This window comes from Spirosoma jeollabukense (genome assembly GCF_054777855.1).
Genome location: NZ_BAAHAD010000006.1, coordinates 241,290 through 260,435, shown reverse-complemented (window position 1 = coordinate 260,435; position 19,146 = coordinate 241,290). Strand labels below are relative to the sequence as shown.

The following is a 19,146-nucleotide window of genomic DNA, read 5'->3' as shown; positions in this document are numbered from 1 at the left end:
ATCTAAAACTAAATAATATAATCAAGCGGCTGGGAAGCCGCTTTACAGATATGGTTCAAATCCTGCTTATTGCTATTCTGAGTCTGTTAGCTCAATTAACGCTTCCCTGGTGGAGTCTGGCCGTCGTTTCTTTTCTTGTCTGTTTCTGGCGTAGCAAGAGTGCAGGCCAGGCATTTTTTGCTGGCTTTTATGGTATTGCAATTGTTTGGTTGATTTACGCTTTGCTCATCCATCTACGAACAGATGGCATTTTTACGGGTCGTATGAGTGAATTGCTATTTAAGATGAACAGTAAAGTTCTTCCAGGCCTCATAACAGCTATTGTAGGTGGTTTGGTCGGTGGATTTGCTGGACTATCGGGCCACTTTGTCAGACAGGCGACCGGAAATCAACTTATAAATCATAGGGCGTAGTTGCTATGGCGCGGGGTAGCTTGTGTCAACCGTTCGTAATTTCCTCTACCTTTGTAAGATAAACTTGTCACTAACCAATCCGTTTCCTGTGAAGAATGCCTCGTTAGTTCTGAATGTCGTCCTGACAATTGCCGTAGCTGTTCTGTATTATCTACATTTTAAAGACCGCCAACCCGACGCGGCTTCTCCGGTAAAAGCACCAGCCGAAGCAAAAGGCAGATCTATTGTATACGTGAACGTCGATTCGCTGCTAACTAAATATGACTATTTTAAAGATACGCAGAAAGTACTCGAAAGTAAGCGGTTCCAATTAGAGAATGACCTTGCCGGAAAGGGTCGGAATCTTCAAAATAAAGTAGCGTTCTTTCAACAGCGGGCTGCTACCATGACGCAGGAACAAGGCCGGGCAACCGAAGCTGCCCTTCAGAAAGAGCAGCAGGATATTTTGGCTTATCGTGAACGGGCGGCCCAAAATCTGGCTGCTGAAGAGCAAAGCAAAAACAAGCAGTTATACGATCAGATCTACGATTATTTGAAAAAAATAAACGGCCAGAACAAATATGAGTTCGTATTGGGGTACACTAAAGGGGGCGGCATCCTGTTCGCCGACCCATCGGTTGATCAGACGAAAGCGATTCTGGATGGTTTGAACAAAGAGTACACCGCCAAGCAAACGAAAAAATAATCTTTTCAGGCTACACCAGTAGCTTCCGATAATCAAAATCCGGCTTGTTGAACAGCAGTGTTTAACAAGCCGGATTTGTTTATAAATCAGCTTCAAATTTCTTTTCCCGGAGTAAACCTCCTTAGAGTTTCCGATGTTCTTTCACTTACCCGGTTACCTTTGTGACCCTATTAACCTATTTTGACGTATCAATACTTGTATCATACGTCATGTATTATATATCAGTATATGGCCTCTGCTTCTATTGTTAAACAAGTTGATATCCGCAATCGACGGGCGTCATTTGAATATGCGTTTCTAGAAACGTATACGGCCGGTATTGTCTTAACCGGAACCGAAATTAAATCAGTCAGGCAGGGGAAAGTGAATTTACAGGACGCTTATTGTCTGATTCATGGGGAAGAGCTTTTTATTCGACAAATGAGCATTTCAATTTATACCGAAGGTACTCATTACAACCATGAACCACTTCGCGACCGCAAACTTCTGTTAACCAAACGGGAGATTAGACGACTCACTGAAAAGCTAAAAGATCAGGGACTTACTATCGTACCCACTCGGCTTTTTACGAATGAGCGCGGCTTTGCCAAAGTGGAGATCGCATTGGCAAAAGGCAAAAAACTCTACGATAAACGTGATAGTATAAAAGAGCGCGACGTAGAGCGGGAGATGCAGCGGGAACGGTATTGATTTTAGTCTATGGTCAAAAGTTGCCAGTCGATAGTGATTAACTGGCCGAAATCTCTTGACTAATGACTGACGACTGTTGACTATAGACTAGTGACTAAATTTTTCGTAACTATTGCCGTTATGTGGATAACTCTGTAACTTGCTACCGTACAGAGGCATTCAAACGCGATATGGGTAGGAAAGTATTAGTCTTAAATCAAGATTACAGTGCCTTCAGCATCTGCTCCGTTCCTAAAGCATTCTTGCTGGTTTATTTAGACAAAGCAGAATTAGTTGCCGAATCGGAGCAGTTTATGCTCCGAACCGTCTCTGCCGAGTTTCCGATGCCAACCGTCATTCGTCTGCATCGGTACATAAGTCTACCTTACAAAGGTGTGATGCTTACCCGGCAAAATATCTTCAAGCGCGACGGCCATCATTGTCAGTACTGCGGGACGACCGAGGATCTAACACTCGACCACGTATTGCCAAAGTCAAGGGGAGGAAAAACCAGCTGGGATAACCTCACTACTGCTTGTAAACGGTGCAATTCACGAAAAGGCGATTACACCCCAGAAGAAGCCAATCTAAAACTGCGCCAGAAGCCTTTCAAACCAACGTTTCTGGTCTTTCTGCGCGAGTTTTCGGGTTCTCTGGAACAAAGCTGGATGCCATTTTTGACCAAAAAGGAAAAAGCGTTTAAATAAACAAAACGAAAAGGGAAGACGGGCAGCAAAAGGAAATGGGAAATGCTTAGAGCAAATCCTTTATCCTTATGCTGCCCGTCTTCTCTTTCAGCCTCTATGTCAAAGACTTTTGGTTATTTCGAAACTTTTTTCAAAAAGCAATTGCTATCTTTGCAGTCCTTTTTTGAAGGAAATATTTCTACAACTAAAAGTCAGCCCGCCATTGACCCACGGGCTGATGTACCGAGTGGGTCAGGACAAATTTTTTTATGAGCAAAACGCAGCAACGCGAACTGCCGGCATTTGATTGGGACCGGGCAGACAACAAAGGGTTTGGTAGTGGCTATTCGGTTGAAGAACACAACCGGATGTTGGAACTTTACGACAACACGCTGTCGGAAGTTAAAGAGAAAGAAGTAGTAATGGGAACCGTCGTTGGGATAACAGATCGGGAAGTATTACTCAATATTGGATTCAAGTCGGACGGCTTGGTACCAGCTTCTGAATTCCGGGATATGCCGGAGTTGAAGATGGGTGATGAAATTGAAGTTTACGTAGAAAATCAGGAAGACCCCAATGGTCAGTTGGTGCTTTCGCGCAAGAAAGCGAAGGTTATCACGGCTTGGCAGAAAATCCAGCGTGCACTGGACGAAGACCTCGTTATCGATGGTTTCGTGAAGCGCCGGACGAAGGGTGGTCTGATTGTCGATATTTTCAGCATAGAAGCTTTCTTGCCAGGTTCACAGATCGACGTGAAGCCGATTCGGGATTTCGACATTTTCGTTGGCAAGAAAATGGAGGTTAAAGTCGTCAAGATCAATTATGCTAACGACAACGTAGTCGTTTCGCATAAAGTCCTAATCGAGAAAGACCTCGAAGCCCAACGCGCTCAAATCCTGAACAACCTTGAAAAAGGGCAGGTATTGGAAGGCGTTATCAAAAACATGACCAACTTCGGTGTGTTCATCGATTTGGGTGGTGTAGATGGTCTGTTGCATATCACGGATATTTCGTGGGGTCGCATCAGTCATCCATCCGAAGTACTTCACCTCGACCAGAAGGTCAACGTGGTTGTTCTGGACTTCGACGAAGACAAGAAACGTATCTCATTGGGCATGAAACAACTTCAGGCTCACCCATGGGATGCACTTGCCGAAGACATTCAGGTTGGTTCGAAGGTAAAAGGCAAAATTGTTAACGTAGCCGATTATGGCGCATTCCTGGAAATCCAGCCGGGTGTCGAAGGCCTGATCCACGTATCAGAAATGTCGTGGTCGCAGCATCTGCGTAACCCACAGGAATTCCTGAAAGTGGGTGATGAAGTGGAAGCACAAGTGCTGACGCTTGACCGGAACGACCGCAAAATGTCGTTGGGCATCAAACAATTGACTGAAGATCCCTGGACTCGTCCAGAACTACGTACTAAATACGCAGTTGGTACGAAGCATAAAGGTATGGTACGTAACCTGACCAACTTCGGCCTGTTCCTTGAGTTGGAAGAAGGTATCGATGGGCTGGTACACGTATCGGATCTTTCGTGGACCAAGAAAATCAAACATCCATCGGACTTCATCAAAGTTGGTGATGAGCTCGAAGTTGTTGTACTGGAACTGGACGTTGACAACCGTCGTCTGGCCCTAGGTCACAAGCAGCTTGAAGAGAATCCATGGGATACGTTTGAAACCGTGTTTGCCGTTGGCACAATTCACCGATGCACGATTCTGAGCAAAAATGACAAGATGGCTACACTCGAACTGCCTTATGGCATCGAAGGTTTCTCGTCGCTCAAGAACCTGGGTAAAGAAGACGGTACCTTTGCTGAGGTAGGTGAAACGCTTGATTTCAAAGTAACCGAGTTCTCGAAAGAAGAGAAGCGGATTATGCTCTCGCACACGAAAACGTGGCAGGAGAAGAACGAGCCTGTTAAAGAACAGAAAGCGCCTAAAGCTGCCACTGCGAAAGCAGCTACTACATCGGCTACGGCTGAGCGTGGTGCTACATTAGGTGATCTTGATGCACTGGCTGCGTTAAAAGAGCAGATGGAAGGACGTAACTAAGTTACTCCTGATAATATGATGAAATACCCCTGAACTGAAAAGCTCAGGGGTATTTTTTTACGCTAATCTCATTGACGTAAACGATAAAATCCTATCTTTGCACTCCCGAATACGTGACCTGTCATTTATACGGAAACAAGTAAGGTTCCGTGGCCGAGTGGCTAGGCAGAGGTCTGCAAAACCTCGTACAGCGGTTCGAATCCGCTCGGAACCTCCGGATACAAGTAGTTATCTATCTCATTTGCCATTTTGCTGCTACTCTGGTTGAGTTCAGGCAAAATGGCTTTTTTTTAGTATAAACATCACTCCTAAGAGATTAATTAGCTGACATGAACTCTCTTTAGATTGTTCGTTAATTAGAAAGAATATAAATAAAAACGACGGTTCAAATAACTAAACGCCAACTTTTGCCTATACAGTAATCGTGTCGTACTTTTGGTCGCTGATAAAAAGCATTGGTGATTATGTTGATTCACTCAATTAATATAGTTCAAAAAATGAGTTGTTTATATAAGCTTTGCGGAGTCGTTGTTTTATCGCTGATGCTGTTGCTTTCCAACAGTCAGGTAAAAGCACAAGACTCAGCTAGTGCCCCAGCCGCAGCGGCTCCAGCCGGCGGTGGTGGTGATGTAGAAAAAGGAAAGACGTTGTTTACCAATAACTGCGCCCAATGCCATTCAATAACGGCCGAAAAAGTTGTTGGGCCTGGTTTGAAGGGAATCGAGAGTCGGGCACCTGGAAAAGATTGGTTACACAAATGGATTCGGAATTCGTCAGCTGTAATTGCGTCTGGTGATGCATACGCCAATCAGGTGTTCAACGCCAATGGTAAAGTTCAGATGTCGAGTTTCCCAAGCTTATCGGACGCCGATATCGATGGGATTCTGGCCTACATTGCTCAAGGTGATAAGCCAGCAATCGCTTCTACGGGGGGAGGTGATACCGGTAAAAATAATGCAGGTGCAGATGCGGGGACTACATCGGTTGGTGGTCCATCTGAACTCTTTACTTTTGTATTGATCGCTCTGCTGGTAATTATGTTGCTGGTTTTGGGCGTTCTGCTCGTGATCGTAACAATTTTGTCGAAAGCGGTGTCGCCCGTAACGACAACCGATGGCACTCAGATTCCTTCTTCTTTTGGCCAGCGCATGAAAACTGGTCTGTCGGATGCCTTTAACAATCCGACACTACGTTCAGTCATAATCTGGTTGTTTCTTCTGGTGGTAACAAAAGCGACAATTGACGGTGCCTATAGTGTGGGTATACAACAGGGCTATGCGCCAAAGCAACCGATTGCTTATTCGCATAAACTTCACGCTGGTCAATATAAAATCGACTGTAATTACTGTCACACAGGCGCTCAGAAGGGCAAGAGTGCTACTATACCTGCGGCTAACATCTGTATGAACTGCCATGGCGTCATTAAGAAGGAGTCTCCGGAAATTCAAAAGATTTATACAGCGATCGAGAATAACCAGCCAATTGAATGGATTCGTGTTCACAACCTACCCGATTTGGCTTACTTTAACCACGCTCAACATGTAAACGTAGGTAACGTAGCATGTCAGACTTGCCACGGTGAAATTGAGAAGATGGAGGTAGTTGAAGCACGTTCGTCATTGACGATGGGTTGGTGTATCGATTGCCACCGCCGGACCGAAGTAAATACCAAAGACAATGCCTATTACGACAAATTGGTAGCTCTTCACCGGAAAGAAAGTAAAGAACCACTGAAAGTAGCTAATATTGGTGGTCTGGAATGCTCCAAATGCCACTATTAACCCACCGTGCCTGGATAGGGCAGCTCAACCAATAGGTACTTACCGCATACAACACGCATGGAAAATACATCTAAACGGTATTGGAAAGGGGTTGAAGAGTTACGCAATGATGCTACGTTTGTAAAAAACGCGAATAGCGAATTTGCTAACCCTGACCTGAGCGAATCATCAAATGACCTGGAAGGGTTACTTGGGGGTTCAAATACCCAACGCCGTGACTTTTTGAAAGTAATGGGCTTTGGTATGGCTGCTGTATCACTGGCTGCCTGCGAAACGCCCGTCCATAAAGCCATTCCGTATATTAGCAAGCCGGAATTTACATTCCCTTCAATATCTGATTACTACGCATCTACATTTAGTGAAGGTGGCGATTATACGGCTATTCTGGTTGAAACCCGTGAAGGGCGTCCAATAAAAATAGAAGGTAATCCATCATCTAGCGTATCTAAAGGAGCCACTACTGCCCGTACACAGGCATCAGTGCTTTCTCTTTACGATATAGATAAGCTTAAAGGGCCTAAACGGGGTGAAACAGACATCGACTGGGCTACTGCTGATCGCGAAATAGTTAATCAACTGAACTCAGTTGCTGGGAAAGGGGGTGCCATACGTATCGTTACATCAACAATACTCAGTCCCACGACGAAAGCAGTCATTGCTGATTTTGTAGCGAAATATCCAACTGCTCAGCATATTACGTATGATGCTAACTCTGTTTTTGGCCTTATTCAGGCAAATCAGGCATCATTTGGCAAAGCTGTTGTTCCAACGTATGATTTCAGCAAAGCCAATACGATTGTTGGTATAAATGCTGATTTTCTAGGTACCTGGATAGCGCCCATCGAATACATGGGAGCTTATGCTAAAGGTAGGAAGATAGGCGCCATCGGTGGTGGAAAGAAAACCATGTCGCGGCACTATCAATTTGAAACCGGGCTTTCATTAACGGGGTCTAATGCCGATTATCGGTCACCCATCAAGCCATCACAGGAAGGTTTAGTTGTAGCTGCACTTTACAATAAGGTCGCTGCTAAGCTGGGTGGAACACCTGTTGGTACTGCATCTGTCACAATTCCTCACCTGGATAAAGCAGCTACTGATCTTGCTAATTCGCGAGGTAAGGCATTAGTGGTATCTGGCTCCAATGATCCTAATGTACAAATTATCGTCAATGCGCTGAACAACCTATTAGGGAGCTATGGCACAACGATTGATATTAACTTACCGGTCAATTACCGCCAGGGCAACGATCAGCAGATGAATGCCTTTATCAACGAGGCAAAAGCTGGTCAGGTGGGGGCCGTTCTTTTTTTTGCGGCTAATCCAGTATATAATCATCCCCGAGGGGCTGAGCTTGCAGAAGCGTTACCAAAAATAGCCTTATCCGTTTCATTCGCTGATCGCGCCGATGAAACAGCGTCGTTGTCAAAGTATATTACGCCAGCACCGCATTTTCTGGAATGCTGGGGTGACGCTGAGCCAAAGCAGGGTTTTTATAGCGTCATGCAGCCTGCTATCACCCTTATTTTCAAAACCCGTCAGTTTGAATCTAGCTTGCTAACCTGGAGCGGCAAGCCAAGTGATTACCAAGCTTATCTGAAAAGTCATTGGCTTTCAACACAGTATCCAAAAGCCTCTGGCTTTAGCTCATTTGAAGCTTTCTGGGTACAATGCTTGAACGATGGCGTGTTCGAACCCGGTAAAAATCAGGTTGTTGCGGGTGCTGTTACATTTGCTGGAAACGTAGCGCAGGCTGCAGCAGGAATTGCTCAACGCTATAAGCCAACGACCGGTATGGAGTTGGGTTTATATGAAAAAGTAGGTGTTGGTACAGGTGCAATGGCTAACAATCCCTGGTTACAAGAGTTGCCAGATCCTGTTTCCAAAGCTTGCTGGGACAATTATGCCGCTATTTCGCAAAAAACGGCCAAAGCAATGGGCGTTGCCCAGAATGACATGGTTAGTGTTTCTGTAAACGGCAAGTCAATAGAGTTGCCCGTGTTGATTCAACCTGGTCAGGCAGACGATACAGTTTCAGTTGCCATTGGTTACGGACGTGATAAGGCAGGCAAGTCGGCAAACGGTGTAGGCAAAAACGCTTTCCCATTCGTGACTATTACGGATGGATATGCTACCTACTCAGCCATTAATGCTAAGGTAGAAAAAGCAAGTGGTAAGCACGAAATAGCCCAGACGCAAACGCACGATACGGTTATGGGTCGCCGGGCAGTCTTACAGGAAGCTAGACTGGCCGCCTATCAGAAAGATCCGAAAGCTGGTCGTTACGAGCCTAAAGTGCAAACGTCTGTAGGACCAACTGATCCTACAGATATTACGCTCTGGAATGGCTACGGTAAACCTAATCACTCATGGGGTATGGTCATTGACCTAAACTCCTGTATTGGGTGCGGAACTTGTGTTGTTGCCTGTAATGCGGAAAACAACATCCAGGTTGTAGGTCGCCAGGAAGTGATTAACCGTCGCGAGATGCACTGGATGCGGATTGATCGTTATTATAGTAGTGATGCTGAAGCCGAAGATTACTCGGCTTTGGAAGTCGCTTCAGCTAATCCAGAAGTTACATTCCAGCCAATGCTTTGTCAGCATTGTAGCAATGCTCCTTGCGAAACGGTTTGTCCAGTTCTTGCAACGACGCATAGTACAGAAGGGTTGAACCAAATGACCTACAACCGTTGTATTGGTACGCGTTACTGTGCGAACAACTGCCCATATAAAGTACGCCGGTTCAACTGGTTTAAGTACCATGATAATGATAATTACGATTATCATTTTAATAATGACCTGGGTAAAATGGTCATTAACCCAGACGTAACGGTTCGTTCCCGTGGTGTTATCGAAAAGTGCTCATTCTGCGTACAACGGATTCAGGAAACCAAATTAACGGCGAAAAAAGAACGCCGTCGGTTGTTACCCGATGAAGTTCAAACGGCTTGCGCCCAGGCTTGTCCTACAAGTGCCATTATTTTCGGTGACATGAATAACCCAGAAAGCACAATTTCTAAGATACGTGAAGTTGAAGTTGAAGGCCGTGCTTTCCATGTGCTGGAAGAAATTAACGTAAGGCCACAAATCTCATATCTGACGAAAATTCGTAATAAGGATGAAGAGCCGAAGCAAAATAAGAATGCTACACAAGAATCAAACGAAGTAAGCTAATTACGGTTGACGGAGGTAGCTAATTGATTTTGAACAATATGCTATCACAAATCGTAAATTTGTACATCATAAATCATACATCGTAAATTAGTAAGATATATGTCGCATGTAACATCAGCCGTTAGAACTCCTCTAGTCACCGGTGGCAAAACCTATGCCGATGTGACGGAAGATATCAGCAGACAGGTTGAGGGAGCCCCCACCCGTGAGTGGACTATTGCCTTTACCATCTCGGTGGTTGTGCTACTTTACGGAACCGCCTGTGTATTTTGGACTTGGTGGGAAGGATTAGGCGTTTGGGGCCTAAACAAAACTGTTGGCTGGGCGTGGGATATCACGAACTTCGTTTGGTGGGTTGGTATCGGTCATGCCGGTACGCTCATTTCAGCGATTTTGCTCCTTTTTCGTCAGAAATGGCGGACGGCGGTGAACCGAGCTGCTGAAGCCATGACTATCTTCGCCGTTCTATGTGCTGCCAGTTTTATCTTAATGCACATGGGTCGTCCATGGTTAGCTTATTGGGCACTACCATTGCCAAATACCTTTGGTTCTTTGTGGGTTAATTTCAAATCACCACTTGTATGGGACGTATTTGCTATCAGCACATATTTTACTGTATCGTTAGTATTCTGGTACATGGGTCTATTGCCAGATTTGGCCACGATTCGTGATCGGGCTCGGAGTAAAGTATCCCGTTACATCTATGGTGCGTTTTCTTTGGGATGGAATGGCTCTGCTAAAACCTGGGCACGATATGAGTATATGAGCTTAATCCTGGCTGGTCTGTCTACTCCTCTCGTACTATCTGTACACACGATTGTGAGTATGGACTTCGCTACCTCGGTTATTCCAGGTTGGCACACGACTATCTTTCCTCCTTACTTTGTTGCTGGTGCTATTTTCTCGGGTTTTGCAATGGTGCAAAACTTGGTTCTTATTATCCGGGTTGTTTTCAAACTGGAAGATTATATCACGATCGAGCACATCGAATCAATGAATAAAGTCATTACATTGACTGGCTCCATTGTAGGTGTTGCTTACTTGACCGAATTCTTTATCGCTTGGTACTCTGGGGTTGAGTTTGAAAGCTACGCATTTATTAACCGGGCGACAGGACCATATTGGTGGGCATACTGGGCTATGATGACCTGTAACGTAATTACACCACAGCTATTCTGGTCACGGGCTATTCGCCGTAGTATTGTCTGGACCTTTGTTCTATCTGTTATTGTAAATATTGGTATGTGGTTTGAGCGGTTTGTAATTATCGTGACGTCACTTCACCGCGATTACCTGCCATCGAGCTGGGCTATGTTCCACCCAACCCTGTTTGACATTAGCGATTATATTTTCTCATTCGGTTTCTTCTTCACGTTATTTCTGTTATTCTCGAAATTTTTGCCAGTGGTAAATATGGCGGAAGTGAAAACAGTAATTAAATCGTCTTCTGAAAGATTGCCGGTTTCAGTGTCTGGAGTTGCTAAAGGAGAACGGGTTGCAAACCCTACGTTTAACAAAAACATAGAGTAAACGTAATTCTGACCCGGCTATCCGGTGCAAACATTAAATAATAACTACTGATCATGTCAGACGTAAATGGTAGCGGTAAATTCTTAGTCGGCATCTACGACGATGACGACGTAGTATTAAAGGCCGTTAAAGATGTAAAAAATGCAGGTGTACGAATTCATGAAGTTTATACGCCCTTTCCTATTCATGGACTAGATGTTGCACTTGGCCATCCACGCACCCGGCTAGGAATTGCTGCTTTTCTATTTGGCTTATCTGGTACTTTAACGGCATTAGCACTTACATTCTATACGGAAGGTTATGACTGGCCGATGATTGTTGGTGGTAAAGACTCGTATTCACCAGTTGTATACGTACCGGTTATTTTTGAATTGACTGTTCTTTTCTGTGCGTTAGGCATGGTTGGTACGTTCCTTGTTTCGAACGGACTTGGGCCAACTGTAAAGCCATTGATGTATGACCTTAGGACGACCGATAATAAGTTTGCTATGGCTATAGATATGGGTAAAAACAATATTGATGAGAGTTCTATTGAGCAGATTCTGAAAAAATCAGGTGCTGCCGAAGTAAATGTTAAGCAGTTCTAATGTTCAGAATGAAAATGATTACTAAACATACGAGCATAACAGCACTAGCTATCGTTGGAGTTCTGTTTATAGGAAGCGCCTGTAAGAAAGGGCACGATAATACAGGAGTTGTTTATGCACCGCAAATGTATGAGCCTGTAGGTTACGAACCTTACAAGCAGAGTCGCGCAAATACTATCAATGTGCGGGAAAACGGTCTAAACATGCGTCTTCCGGCACGCGGCACTGTGGCCCGACCTAACTATCATACCACATTTGGTTCTGGAGCAAACAAAACGACGGACCTAATGATGTACAACATTCCGGCAGATAGTATTGGTATTGCAGAGCGAGTATTGACGAACCCGATTGCAGAATCAGAGAAAACGCAGGCTGAGGGCCAAGTTTTATACACACGTTATTGTAGCCACTGTCATGGTGCCACGGGTAAAGGCGATGGCCCGGTAGCTAAGGAATACAAGGGTGTGCCAAACTACTCGACCGATGCCTATAAAACTATGAATGACGGTCATATTTTCCATGTTATCACGCATGGAAAAGGTAGGATGTGGCCACACGGCTCACAAATCACTCCAGAAGATCGATGGAAGATCGTACAGTATGTACACAAACTTCAACAAGGATAAATTTAACATTTGGCAATAGACTCAAACAACTGATAATTTTCAGACAAGTTAGTGTCTAACGTCTTTTTATAAATTGACTAATAAGTAAGAATGGCATCGGCTCACGCAATACCGTCCTTAGACGAAGAATTTGAATTTACTGCCGAATCCAAACGTCGGTTATTGATCGGCATTGGAACCGGTGTTGCTTTAGTTGCGATTGGTGCCTATTTACTGGCATCAGGAGTAGGATCGCACGAAACTCATGCTGCTGCTGCTCATGGAGCTGGTGCCCATGAAGGTGGTGGACACCACGCTTATAAATGGACTAACCGTTTGTGGGCAAACGTATGGTTGAACGCCATTTACTTTACAGGTGCAGCAGTTATTGGCATGTTTTTCATGTCTTATAACTATTTGGCTCAAGCTGGTTGGTCAGTAGCTTTCAAGCGTATTCCTGAAGCAATGCCGGCCTATTTGCCCTTTATGGGATTGGCAGTACTTCTTACATTCTTTATCGCTGGACATGATCTATTTCACTGGACTCATCCAGGCTTATATGATAAAACCAGTCCAGAATTTGATCCAATTATCAATGGTAAAAAAGGGTTTCTAAATACGCCATTTTACGTTGGTCGTATAGTTGCCTATTTTGGTCTTTGGTATTTCCTGTGGAATAGATTGCGAACTTTCTCCCTCCAAGAGGATTTATATGGTGGTACAGCTTACTACGAAAAAAGCATTAAGTTTGGAGTTGCTTTTTTGCTAGTATTCGGCGTAACCTCTTCTACATCTGCCTGGGATTTTGTAATGTCTATTGACACGCACTGGTTCAGCACGATGTTTGGTTGGTATACGTTAGCTAGTTGGCATGTAACGGGTTTGGCTATCATTACCTTGACAGTTGTAACCCTGAAAGAGCGGGGTTACATGCAATGGGTCAATGAAAGCCATTTGCAGGACCTTGGTAAGTTTATGTTTGCTTTCAGTATTTTCTGGACGTATGTATGGTTTGCTCAGTTTATGCTGATTTATTACGCCAACCTGCCTGAAGAAACCATCTATTATCGGGAGCGTTTTAGTGGCTTTGGTGGGATATACAAAGCACCATTCTGGATAACAATCTTTTTGAATTTTGTATTTCCTTTTCTCGTTCTAATGACACGGGATGCCAAGCGAACTAACATCATTTTGAAGGTGGCTGCTTGGGGAATCATAATAGGCCACTATTTTGATTTTTATACTAATATCATGCCGGGGACAGTAGGTGAGCATGGAGGCTTTGGACCGATTGAGTTCGGTATGATTTTGATCTTTGCGTGTGGGTTTGTTTGGAGCCTTTATTCGCAATTGACGAAAGCTAACTTGGTACCTAAGAATCACCCGATGCTGGAAGAGACCTTACACCACGATATTTAATTAACAACCCGCAAAAACATGGTTTATATAGTCGCTCTATTATCGGTAATCTTTCTGGGCTTAGCCGCAATGGTTATATCCCGGATGGCTACCGTTGTGAAGAACGCAAACGGCCCGGTAGAAGAAGGTCGTATTGGGCTTAGTAACCGCATTAATGGTATATTGTTCGTTGTCTTCTTCGTTGTTGGTTTAATCGCTGCTACTTGGTCGTTCCTGTATGCCAAGCAGTTTTTCTTACCTGAAGCATCGTCTCCTCACGGTCGTCGGACAGATTTCTTGTTCTGGCTTTCAATGAGCATTATTACGGTTGCATTCGTTGTGACAAATGCATTGCTGTTTATTTTCGCATGGATGTATCAGCATAAAGAAGGCCGTAAGGCTGCTTATTATCCCGAGAACCATAAATTGGAGTTAATATGGACAGTTATTCCGGCTATTGTAATGGCTGTTATGGTATTTACAGGATGGCGGGCATGGCGCGATATTATGGCAGAAGCGCCCGAGAATGCGCAGGTTTTTGAAATCGTTGGTAAACAGTTCAACTGGATTGTACGATACCCAGGTGTTGACAACAACAAGCTTGGTGCTTACAATTATAAGCTGATTGATAACAATAACGATACGGGTATTGATTATACAGATGAGGCTTCGTTCGATGATTTTACGTCTACGTCTGAGTTACACATCCCTGTCAATAAGCCTATTCTTTTAAAAATACGTGCTCGTGACGTATTACACAGCGTATTCATTCCTCATCTACGTGTGAAGATGGATGCCGTACCAGGTATGCCGACGCGCTTCCAGTTCATGGCTGATAAAACCACAGATGAAATGCGCAACATAACAGGGAATCCAAATTTCGGCTATGAAATTGCCTGCACAGAAGTTTGTGGCCAAGGTCATTTTTCGATGCGTATTCGATTGATTGTTGAAGATGAGGCTTCGTGGCAGGCTTGGTGTAAAGAACAAAAGCCGCTGTTGACGTCAACGCCTGAGTTGGCAGTACGTATTCCGACAAATTTAAAGGCCAAAGCCGCTAAATATTTACCAGCAGATGCGGCACCCGCCCCGGCAGATAGCTCAACAGTTTCAGTAAAACAAACAGGAGGGGGTGCATCAATAGCTAGTGCTGCGCGCCGTTAATTTCTAAAACTACAACAACCCAAATACTATGGCGACTATATCAGCTGATTCGGCAAACGTGGTACATGCAGTGGAGCATGACCATCATGAGCCGCAAAGTTTTTGGCGCACATACATTTTCTCCGAAGATCACAAAACTATTGCTAAGCAATACCTTATTTCGGGTATAATTTGGTCAATCATTGGGATTAGCTTATCGGTAATGTTCCGGCTTCAATTGGGCTTCCCTAATATGAAGTTAGGCTTTTTGCGACCAATTCTTGGTAGCTGGATTAATGAAACGGACAAATTAGACCCTGATTTTTACCTTGCGCTGGTTACTATGCATGGTACTATTATGGTATTCTTTGTATTGACCGCTGGTTTAAGTGGTACGTTCTCCAACTTCCTTATTCCATTACAAGTTGGTGCACGGGATATGGCTTCAGGATTCTTGAATATGTTATCATACTGGTTCTTCTTTGTAGCCAGCGTGATAATGTTTTCATCCATGTTTATTGAAACAGGACCTGCTGCTGGTGGATGGGTGATTTATCCTCCATTAAGTGCCTTACCACAAGCTCATAAGGGCTCAGAATTGGGCATGACGTTATGGTTGCTTAGTATGGCACTATTCATTGTATCGCAACTGTTGGGAGGCATCAATTATATCACTACCGTAATTAATTTACGGACGCGTGGTATGTCATTTAGCAAACTTCCATTAACGATTTGGGCCTTTTTCCTGACAGCTGTATTAGGCTTAATTTCTTTCCCAGTACTATTATCGGCTGCATTGCTGCTCATATTCGATCGCAGCTTTGGGACCAGCTTCTATTTATCTGAGATTTACATCAAAGGTGAAGCATTGCCGAATGTAGGGGGTAGTCCAATCCTTTTTCAGCATTTATTCTGGTTCCTGGGGCACCCAGAGGTATACATTGTATTACTTCCAGCGTTGGGTATGACCTCAGAAATTATTGCTACGAATTCCCGTAAGCCTATTTTTGGATATCGTGCTATGATTGCGTCTATGATGGGTATTGCCTTTCTCGCGTTCATTGTATGGGCTCACCATATGTTTGTGACGGGTATGAATCCGTTCCTCGGCTCAATATTTATGTTCTTGACGCTAATCATCGCGGTTCCATCAGCGGTTAAGGCTTTCAATTACATCACAACTTTATGGCGGGGGAATATACGGTTTACACCAGCTATGCTTTTCTCAATTGGACTAGTATCATTCTTTATATCGGGTGGTCTTACGGGTCTTATTTTGGGGAATTCTGCGCTGGATATTCAGCTACACGATACATATTTTGTGGTAGCTCACTTCCACTTAGTAATGGGCGCAGCTTCAGCTTTTGGGTTACTTGCTGGTGTATACCACTGGTTCCCTAAAATGTTCGGCAGACTTTTGAATGAAAAGCTTGGGTATATTCACTTTTGGCTAACATTTATTGGTATATATCTGGTATTCTTTCCAATGCACTACGTTGGTATTGCGGGTTTCCCACGTCGATACTATGCTTTCACAAGCTATGATTTTACGAAGAATATCTTCGCTGATATGAATGCTTTCATCAGCCTAGCCGCCATCTTTACGTTTACAGCGCAGTGGATTTTCATTTATAACTTCGTTTATAGCTTAATTAAAGGCAAGAAATCTCCACAAAATCCGTGGAAATCTAACACGCTGGAATGGACAACACCAATTCAACCAGGTCACGGTAATTGGCCTGGCGAAATTCCTGCAGTTTATCGTTGGCCTTACGATTATAGTAAACCAGGTGCTAAGGATGACTTCATTCCTCAAAACGTGCCGTACTCGCAAACCCCAGAATCCAATCTTCCACATGAAAATGAGTTGATTGGTCTGGAAAAAGAGATTCAGGCACAAAACCTGAATGACCAGTTCAATCAACCTCATTAATAAACAAGAGCAACGCTTCCGGCGACTGGTGCTTCTGACAGTAATCGTTATTTATCTGCTTATTCTGGCAGGCGGTATTGTTAGAGGCACCGGTTCTGGAATGGGTTGTCCTGACTGGCCTAAATGTTTTGGCCGTTGGATTCCTCCTACTGAAGTTTCTCAATTACCGCCAAACTATCAGGCGATTTTTGGAGCAAAACTTAAAGGGGAAGTTGAGTTTAACGCGGTTAAAACTTGGATAGAGTATATCAACAGGCTGTTAGGTGTTTTGTCAGGATTTCTTGTCTTTGCAACACTAATCGCTTCCTTATCCTATCTGCGTAAAGACAAAGTTATATTCTGGGGTAGTTTAGCTGGCTTTTTACTTATTGGAGCAAATGGATGGCTTGGCTCACGTGTGGTAGCTACAGAATTAGCTCAGTACATGATTACCTTACACTTATTATTAGCCATTGCCGTTGTCTTTGCGTTGCTTTTCGTGTTAATTCGTTCGAATGCAAATCATTTAAATGCTGGGCCAACAAGCGGAAAAACTGCCTCGGTACGTTGGTTACTTGTAATAGTGATAATATTTACATTTGGCCAAGTCGTGTTTGGAACGCAAGTTCGGGGTGAGTTAGATAAGGTGGTTAAACAAATAGGATATGCTCAGCGAGAGAATTGGATCAGTAATTTAGATCTAAGTTTCTATATCCACCGCTCGTTCTCACTCGTAATATTAGCCTTTCATTTAGCGGTTATTTATCAGCTTCGCAAGCTAACTAGGTCAAGTGTATTGTCAAAATTGATCAACTCAATCATTTCGTTGGTCATTACTGAAATTGCTACCGGTGTAATTATGGCTTATTTAGCCGTACCAGCCATAGCTCAACCCATTCATTTAGTATTAGCGGTACTGATAATCGGTTTACAGTTTGTAGCATGGTTATTAATGAACCCTGGCTTGATATCATCTGCACGTAATAGAGAAATATCAAGACTCGTAGAAGTATAGTATGGAAAAGACATTAGCTGTAGCTACGTTTAACGAAAAAGCGAAAGCATATATTGAGTTAGTAAAATTGAAACTTACACTGGCAGTTGTCTTTTCTGGTGTATTTGGTTATTGTCTTGCTATAGATCATATTGACTGGTGGAAAATTGTAGTTCTAGTTATTGCTTCAATAAGCATAACTGGTGCCGCAAACATAATTAATCAAATCATAGAGAAAGACTCGGATAAAGTAATGAAGCGCACCGCTGTCCGTCCTCTGCCAACAGGACGATTAACGGTACGAGAAGCGGCTATTTTTGCATTTATTTTATTCAGTATAGCTTGTTATTTATTCGTTGAGGTTTTCAATATTCGGGCAGCTGCCTTAGCTGTTTTATCATTGTTATTGTATGGCTTTGTCTATACGCCCTTAAAGCGTAAGGGTCAGATCGCTGTTTTTGTGGGTGCTTTACCCGGCGCATTTCCACCAATGATCGGTTGGGTAGCAGCGACTAATCATTTTGGTTGGGCACCAGGTATTTTATTCGCTATTCAGTTTTTTTGGCAATTTCCACATTTCTGGGCTATTGGCTGGCTGGCATTTGACGAATATAAGAAAGCAGGTATTCAAATGATGCCTGGCAACGGCAAAACAACAGAAACAGCTTTCCGGATTATGATTTACACGCTGTTTCTAATCCCGGTTGGCTGGTTGCCTTATCTGCTCGGCATGACTGGCATTAATTCAGCCTTTGTCGCCATGATTGGCGGAATCTTGTTCTTAGCGCAAACGTTTCACTTGATGAGAACCTGTACCGATAAGGCAGCTTTGCAAATGATGTTTGGATCATTGCTCTACTTGCCCATTGTGCAGATTGTTTACCTTTTAGATAAAGTATAACAACAAATCATGAGTGAATTAGTAAACGATATTTCGATAATCGAAGAACCAGAGGAAACGCTCTCGATGAACCCCAGAAAATTTATTCTGTGGTTATTCATCGTCAGTATTATTATGCTTTTTGCCGCTATGACCAGCGCCTATCTGGTTCGTAGGGCGGAAGGAAATTGGCTAGAATATGATATTCCGTCAATATTTACGTATAGTTCGGTGGTTCTAGTAGTTAGCAGCCTAACTATGCACTGGGCCTATCTGGCTGCAAAAAAAGATAACTTTGGCAGCCTGAAGATAGCGATAAGCATTACTTTTGTGCTCGGAGCAGTTTTTCTGTACATGCAGTTCCAGGGTTGGGTTGAGTTAGTTAACGAAAATGTATTTTTTGTTGGCAATCCAGCAGGTTCATTCATGTATATTTTTACTGGCTTGCACGGATTTCACCTAATTTCGGGTTTGCTTGTGCTAGTTGTTGCTTTAATAGCTTCATTTCGACTTCGGATTCATGCTAAAAGTCTGAATCAGATTGAAATTGCTGCAACATACTGGCATTTTTTAGACATTTTGTGGTTGTATTTGTTTTTCTTTTTAGTCTATTTTCATTGATAATCTCT

Annotated in this window: 16 protein-coding genes and 1 tRNA gene; all 17 read left to right on the top strand. The window is 43.5% G+C overall.

All coding sequences use genetic code 11. The features are described from left to right. The first annotated feature begins 50 nt into the window (after positions 1 to 50). Positions 51 to 413 (top strand): hypothetical protein, encoded by a 363-nt coding sequence (locus tag ACYVEA_RS22395; RefSeq protein WP_461115670.1) that lies wholly within the window; start codon positions 51 to 53, stop codon positions 411 to 413. Between the two features lie 88 nt (positions 414 to 501). Continuing rightward, positions 502 to 1,098, top strand: a complete 597-nt coding sequence (locus ACYVEA_RS22390; RefSeq protein ID WP_461115669.1) for an OmpH/Skp family outer membrane protein — start codon at positions 502 to 504, stop codon at positions 1,096 to 1,098. Between the two features lie 228 nt (positions 1,099 to 1,326). Continuing rightward, positions 1,327 to 1,788, top strand: a complete 462-nt coding sequence (smpB, locus tag ACYVEA_RS22385) for an SsrA-binding protein SmpB (protein WP_461115668.1) — start codon at positions 1,327 to 1,329, stop codon at positions 1,786 to 1,788. 170 nt (positions 1,789 to 1,958) lie between these two features. Continuing rightward, positions 1,959 to 2,474 (top strand): HNH endonuclease, encoded by a 516-nt coding sequence (locus ACYVEA_RS22380; protein WP_461115667.1) that lies wholly within the window; start codon positions 1,959 to 1,961, stop codon positions 2,472 to 2,474. 248 nt (positions 2,475 to 2,722) lie between these two features. Beyond that, positions 2,723 to 4,510: a 30S ribosomal protein S1 gene (rpsA, locus tag ACYVEA_RS22375; RefSeq protein WP_461115666.1), complete on the top strand. Its 1,788-nt coding sequence runs from the start codon at positions 2,723 to 2,725 to the stop codon at positions 4,508 to 4,510. A gap of 143 nt (positions 4,511 to 4,653) precedes the next feature. Next, positions 4,654 to 4,724, top strand: a tRNA-Cys gene (locus tag ACYVEA_RS22370). A 250-nt stretch (positions 4,725 to 4,974) separates the two neighbouring features. Next, positions 4,975 to 6,291 (top strand): c-type cytochrome, encoded by a 1,317-nt coding sequence (locus ACYVEA_RS22365; protein WP_461115665.1) that lies wholly within the window; start codon positions 4,975 to 4,977, stop codon positions 6,289 to 6,291. 57 nt (positions 6,292 to 6,348) lie between these two features. Then, positions 6,349 to 9,468, top strand: coding sequence for a TAT-variant-translocated molybdopterin oxidoreductase (locus ACYVEA_RS22360; RefSeq protein ID WP_461115664.1), 3,120 nt, complete (start codon positions 6,349 to 6,351; stop codon positions 9,466 to 9,468). Positions 9,469 to 9,567: 99 nt separating this feature from the next. After that, positions 9,568 to 10,998 (top strand): NrfD/PsrC family molybdoenzyme membrane anchor subunit, encoded by a 1,431-nt coding sequence (nrfD, locus tag ACYVEA_RS22355; RefSeq protein ID WP_093825666.1) that lies wholly within the window; start codon positions 9,568 to 9,570, stop codon positions 10,996 to 10,998. A gap of 53 nt (positions 10,999 to 11,051) precedes the next feature. Continuing rightward, a complete protein-coding gene (locus ACYVEA_RS22350; RefSeq protein WP_461115663.1) occupies positions 11,052 to 11,585 on the top strand; it encodes a DUF3341 domain-containing protein in 534 nt (177 codons plus the stop codon). 14 nt (positions 11,586 to 11,599) lie between these two features. Then, the gene (locus tag ACYVEA_RS22345; RefSeq protein WP_461115745.1) at positions 11,600 to 12,211 is read left to right on the top strand and encodes a c-type cytochrome; all 612 of its coding nucleotides are present in this window, start codon (positions 11,600 to 11,602) and stop codon (positions 12,209 to 12,211) included. Positions 12,212 to 12,301: 90 nt separating this feature from the next. After that, on the top strand, positions 12,302 to 13,609 hold the full coding sequence (locus tag ACYVEA_RS22340) for a quinol:cytochrome C oxidoreductase (protein WP_461115662.1): 1,308 nt from the start codon (positions 12,302 to 12,304) through the stop codon (positions 13,607 to 13,609). 18 nt (positions 13,610 to 13,627) lie between these two features. Beyond that, on the top strand, positions 13,628 to 14,752 hold the full coding sequence (locus ACYVEA_RS22335) for a cytochrome c oxidase subunit II (RefSeq protein ID WP_461115661.1): 1,125 nt from the start codon (positions 13,628 to 13,630) through the stop codon (positions 14,750 to 14,752). A gap of 28 nt (positions 14,753 to 14,780) precedes the next feature. Beyond that, positions 14,781 to 16,664 (top strand): cytochrome c oxidase subunit I, encoded by a 1,884-nt coding sequence (locus ACYVEA_RS22330; RefSeq protein WP_461115660.1) that lies wholly within the window; start codon positions 14,781 to 14,783, stop codon positions 16,662 to 16,664. After that, positions 16,639 to 17,658 carry a COX15/CtaA family protein gene (locus ACYVEA_RS22325; protein WP_461115659.1) on the top strand — a complete coding sequence of 340 codons (1,020 nt, stop codon included), beginning with the start codon at positions 16,639 to 16,641 and terminating at the stop codon, positions 17,656 to 17,658. Before ACYVEA_RS22330 ends, ACYVEA_RS22325 begins: the two co-directional genes overlap by 26 nt. A 1-nt stretch (position 17,659) precedes the next feature. After that, positions 17,660 to 18,538, top strand: coding sequence for a heme o synthase (gene cyoE / locus ACYVEA_RS22320; protein WP_461115658.1), 879 nt, complete (start codon positions 17,660 to 17,662; stop codon positions 18,536 to 18,538). Between the two features lie 9 nt (positions 18,539 to 18,547). After that, positions 18,548 to 19,138, top strand: a complete 591-nt coding sequence (locus ACYVEA_RS22315; protein ID WP_461115657.1) for a cytochrome c oxidase subunit 3 — start codon at positions 18,548 to 18,550, stop codon at positions 19,136 to 19,138. The last annotated feature ends 8 nt before the right edge of the window (positions 19,139 to 19,146 follow it).

Bases quoted from the DNA above. Each gene is read 5' to 3' on its own strand.
- ACYVEA_RS22395 (WP_461115670.1), top strand. From the start codon at position 51: ATGGTTCAAATCCTGCTTATTGCTATTCTGAGTCTGTTAGCTCAATTA.
- smpB (WP_461115668.1), top strand. From the start codon at position 1,327: ATGGCCTCTGCTTCTATTGTTAAACAAGTTGATATCCGCAATCGACGG.
- ACYVEA_RS22380 (WP_461115667.1), top strand. From the start codon at position 1,959: ATGGGTAGGAAAGTATTAGTCTTAAATCAAGATTACAGTGCCTTCAGC.
- rpsA (WP_461115666.1), top strand. From the start codon at position 2,723: ATGAGCAAAACGCAGCAACGCGAACTGCCGGCATTTGATTGGGACCGG.
- ACYVEA_RS22365 (WP_461115665.1), top strand. From the start codon at position 4,975: ATGTTGATTCACTCAATTAATATAGTTCAAAAAATGAGTTGTTTATAT.
- ACYVEA_RS22360 (WP_461115664.1), top strand. From the start codon at position 6,349: ATGGAAAATACATCTAAACGGTATTGGAAAGGGGTTGAAGAGTTACGC.
- nrfD (WP_093825666.1), top strand. From the start codon at position 9,568: ATGTCGCATGTAACATCAGCCGTTAGAACTCCTCTAGTCACCGGTGGC.
- ACYVEA_RS22350 (WP_461115663.1), top strand. From the start codon at position 11,052: ATGTCAGACGTAAATGGTAGCGGTAAATTCTTAGTCGGCATCTACGAC.
- ACYVEA_RS22345 (WP_461115745.1), top strand. From the start codon at position 11,600: ATGATTACTAAACATACGAGCATAACAGCACTAGCTATCGTTGGAGTT.
- ACYVEA_RS22340 (WP_461115662.1), top strand. From the start codon at position 12,302: ATGGCATCGGCTCACGCAATACCGTCCTTAGACGAAGAATTTGAATTT.
- ACYVEA_RS22335 (WP_461115661.1), top strand. From the start codon at position 13,628: ATGGTTTATATAGTCGCTCTATTATCGGTAATCTTTCTGGGCTTAGCC.
- ACYVEA_RS22330 (WP_461115660.1), top strand. From the start codon at position 14,781: ATGGCGACTATATCAGCTGATTCGGCAAACGTGGTACATGCAGTGGAG.
- ACYVEA_RS22325 (WP_461115659.1), top strand. From the start codon at position 16,639: ATGACCAGTTCAATCAACCTCATTAATAAACAAGAGCAACGCTTCCGG.
- cyoE (WP_461115658.1), top strand. From the start codon at position 17,660: ATGGAAAAGACATTAGCTGTAGCTACGTTTAACGAAAAAGCGAAAGCA.
- ACYVEA_RS22315 (WP_461115657.1), top strand. From the start codon at position 18,548: ATGAGTGAATTAGTAAACGATATTTCGATAATCGAAGAACCAGAGGAA.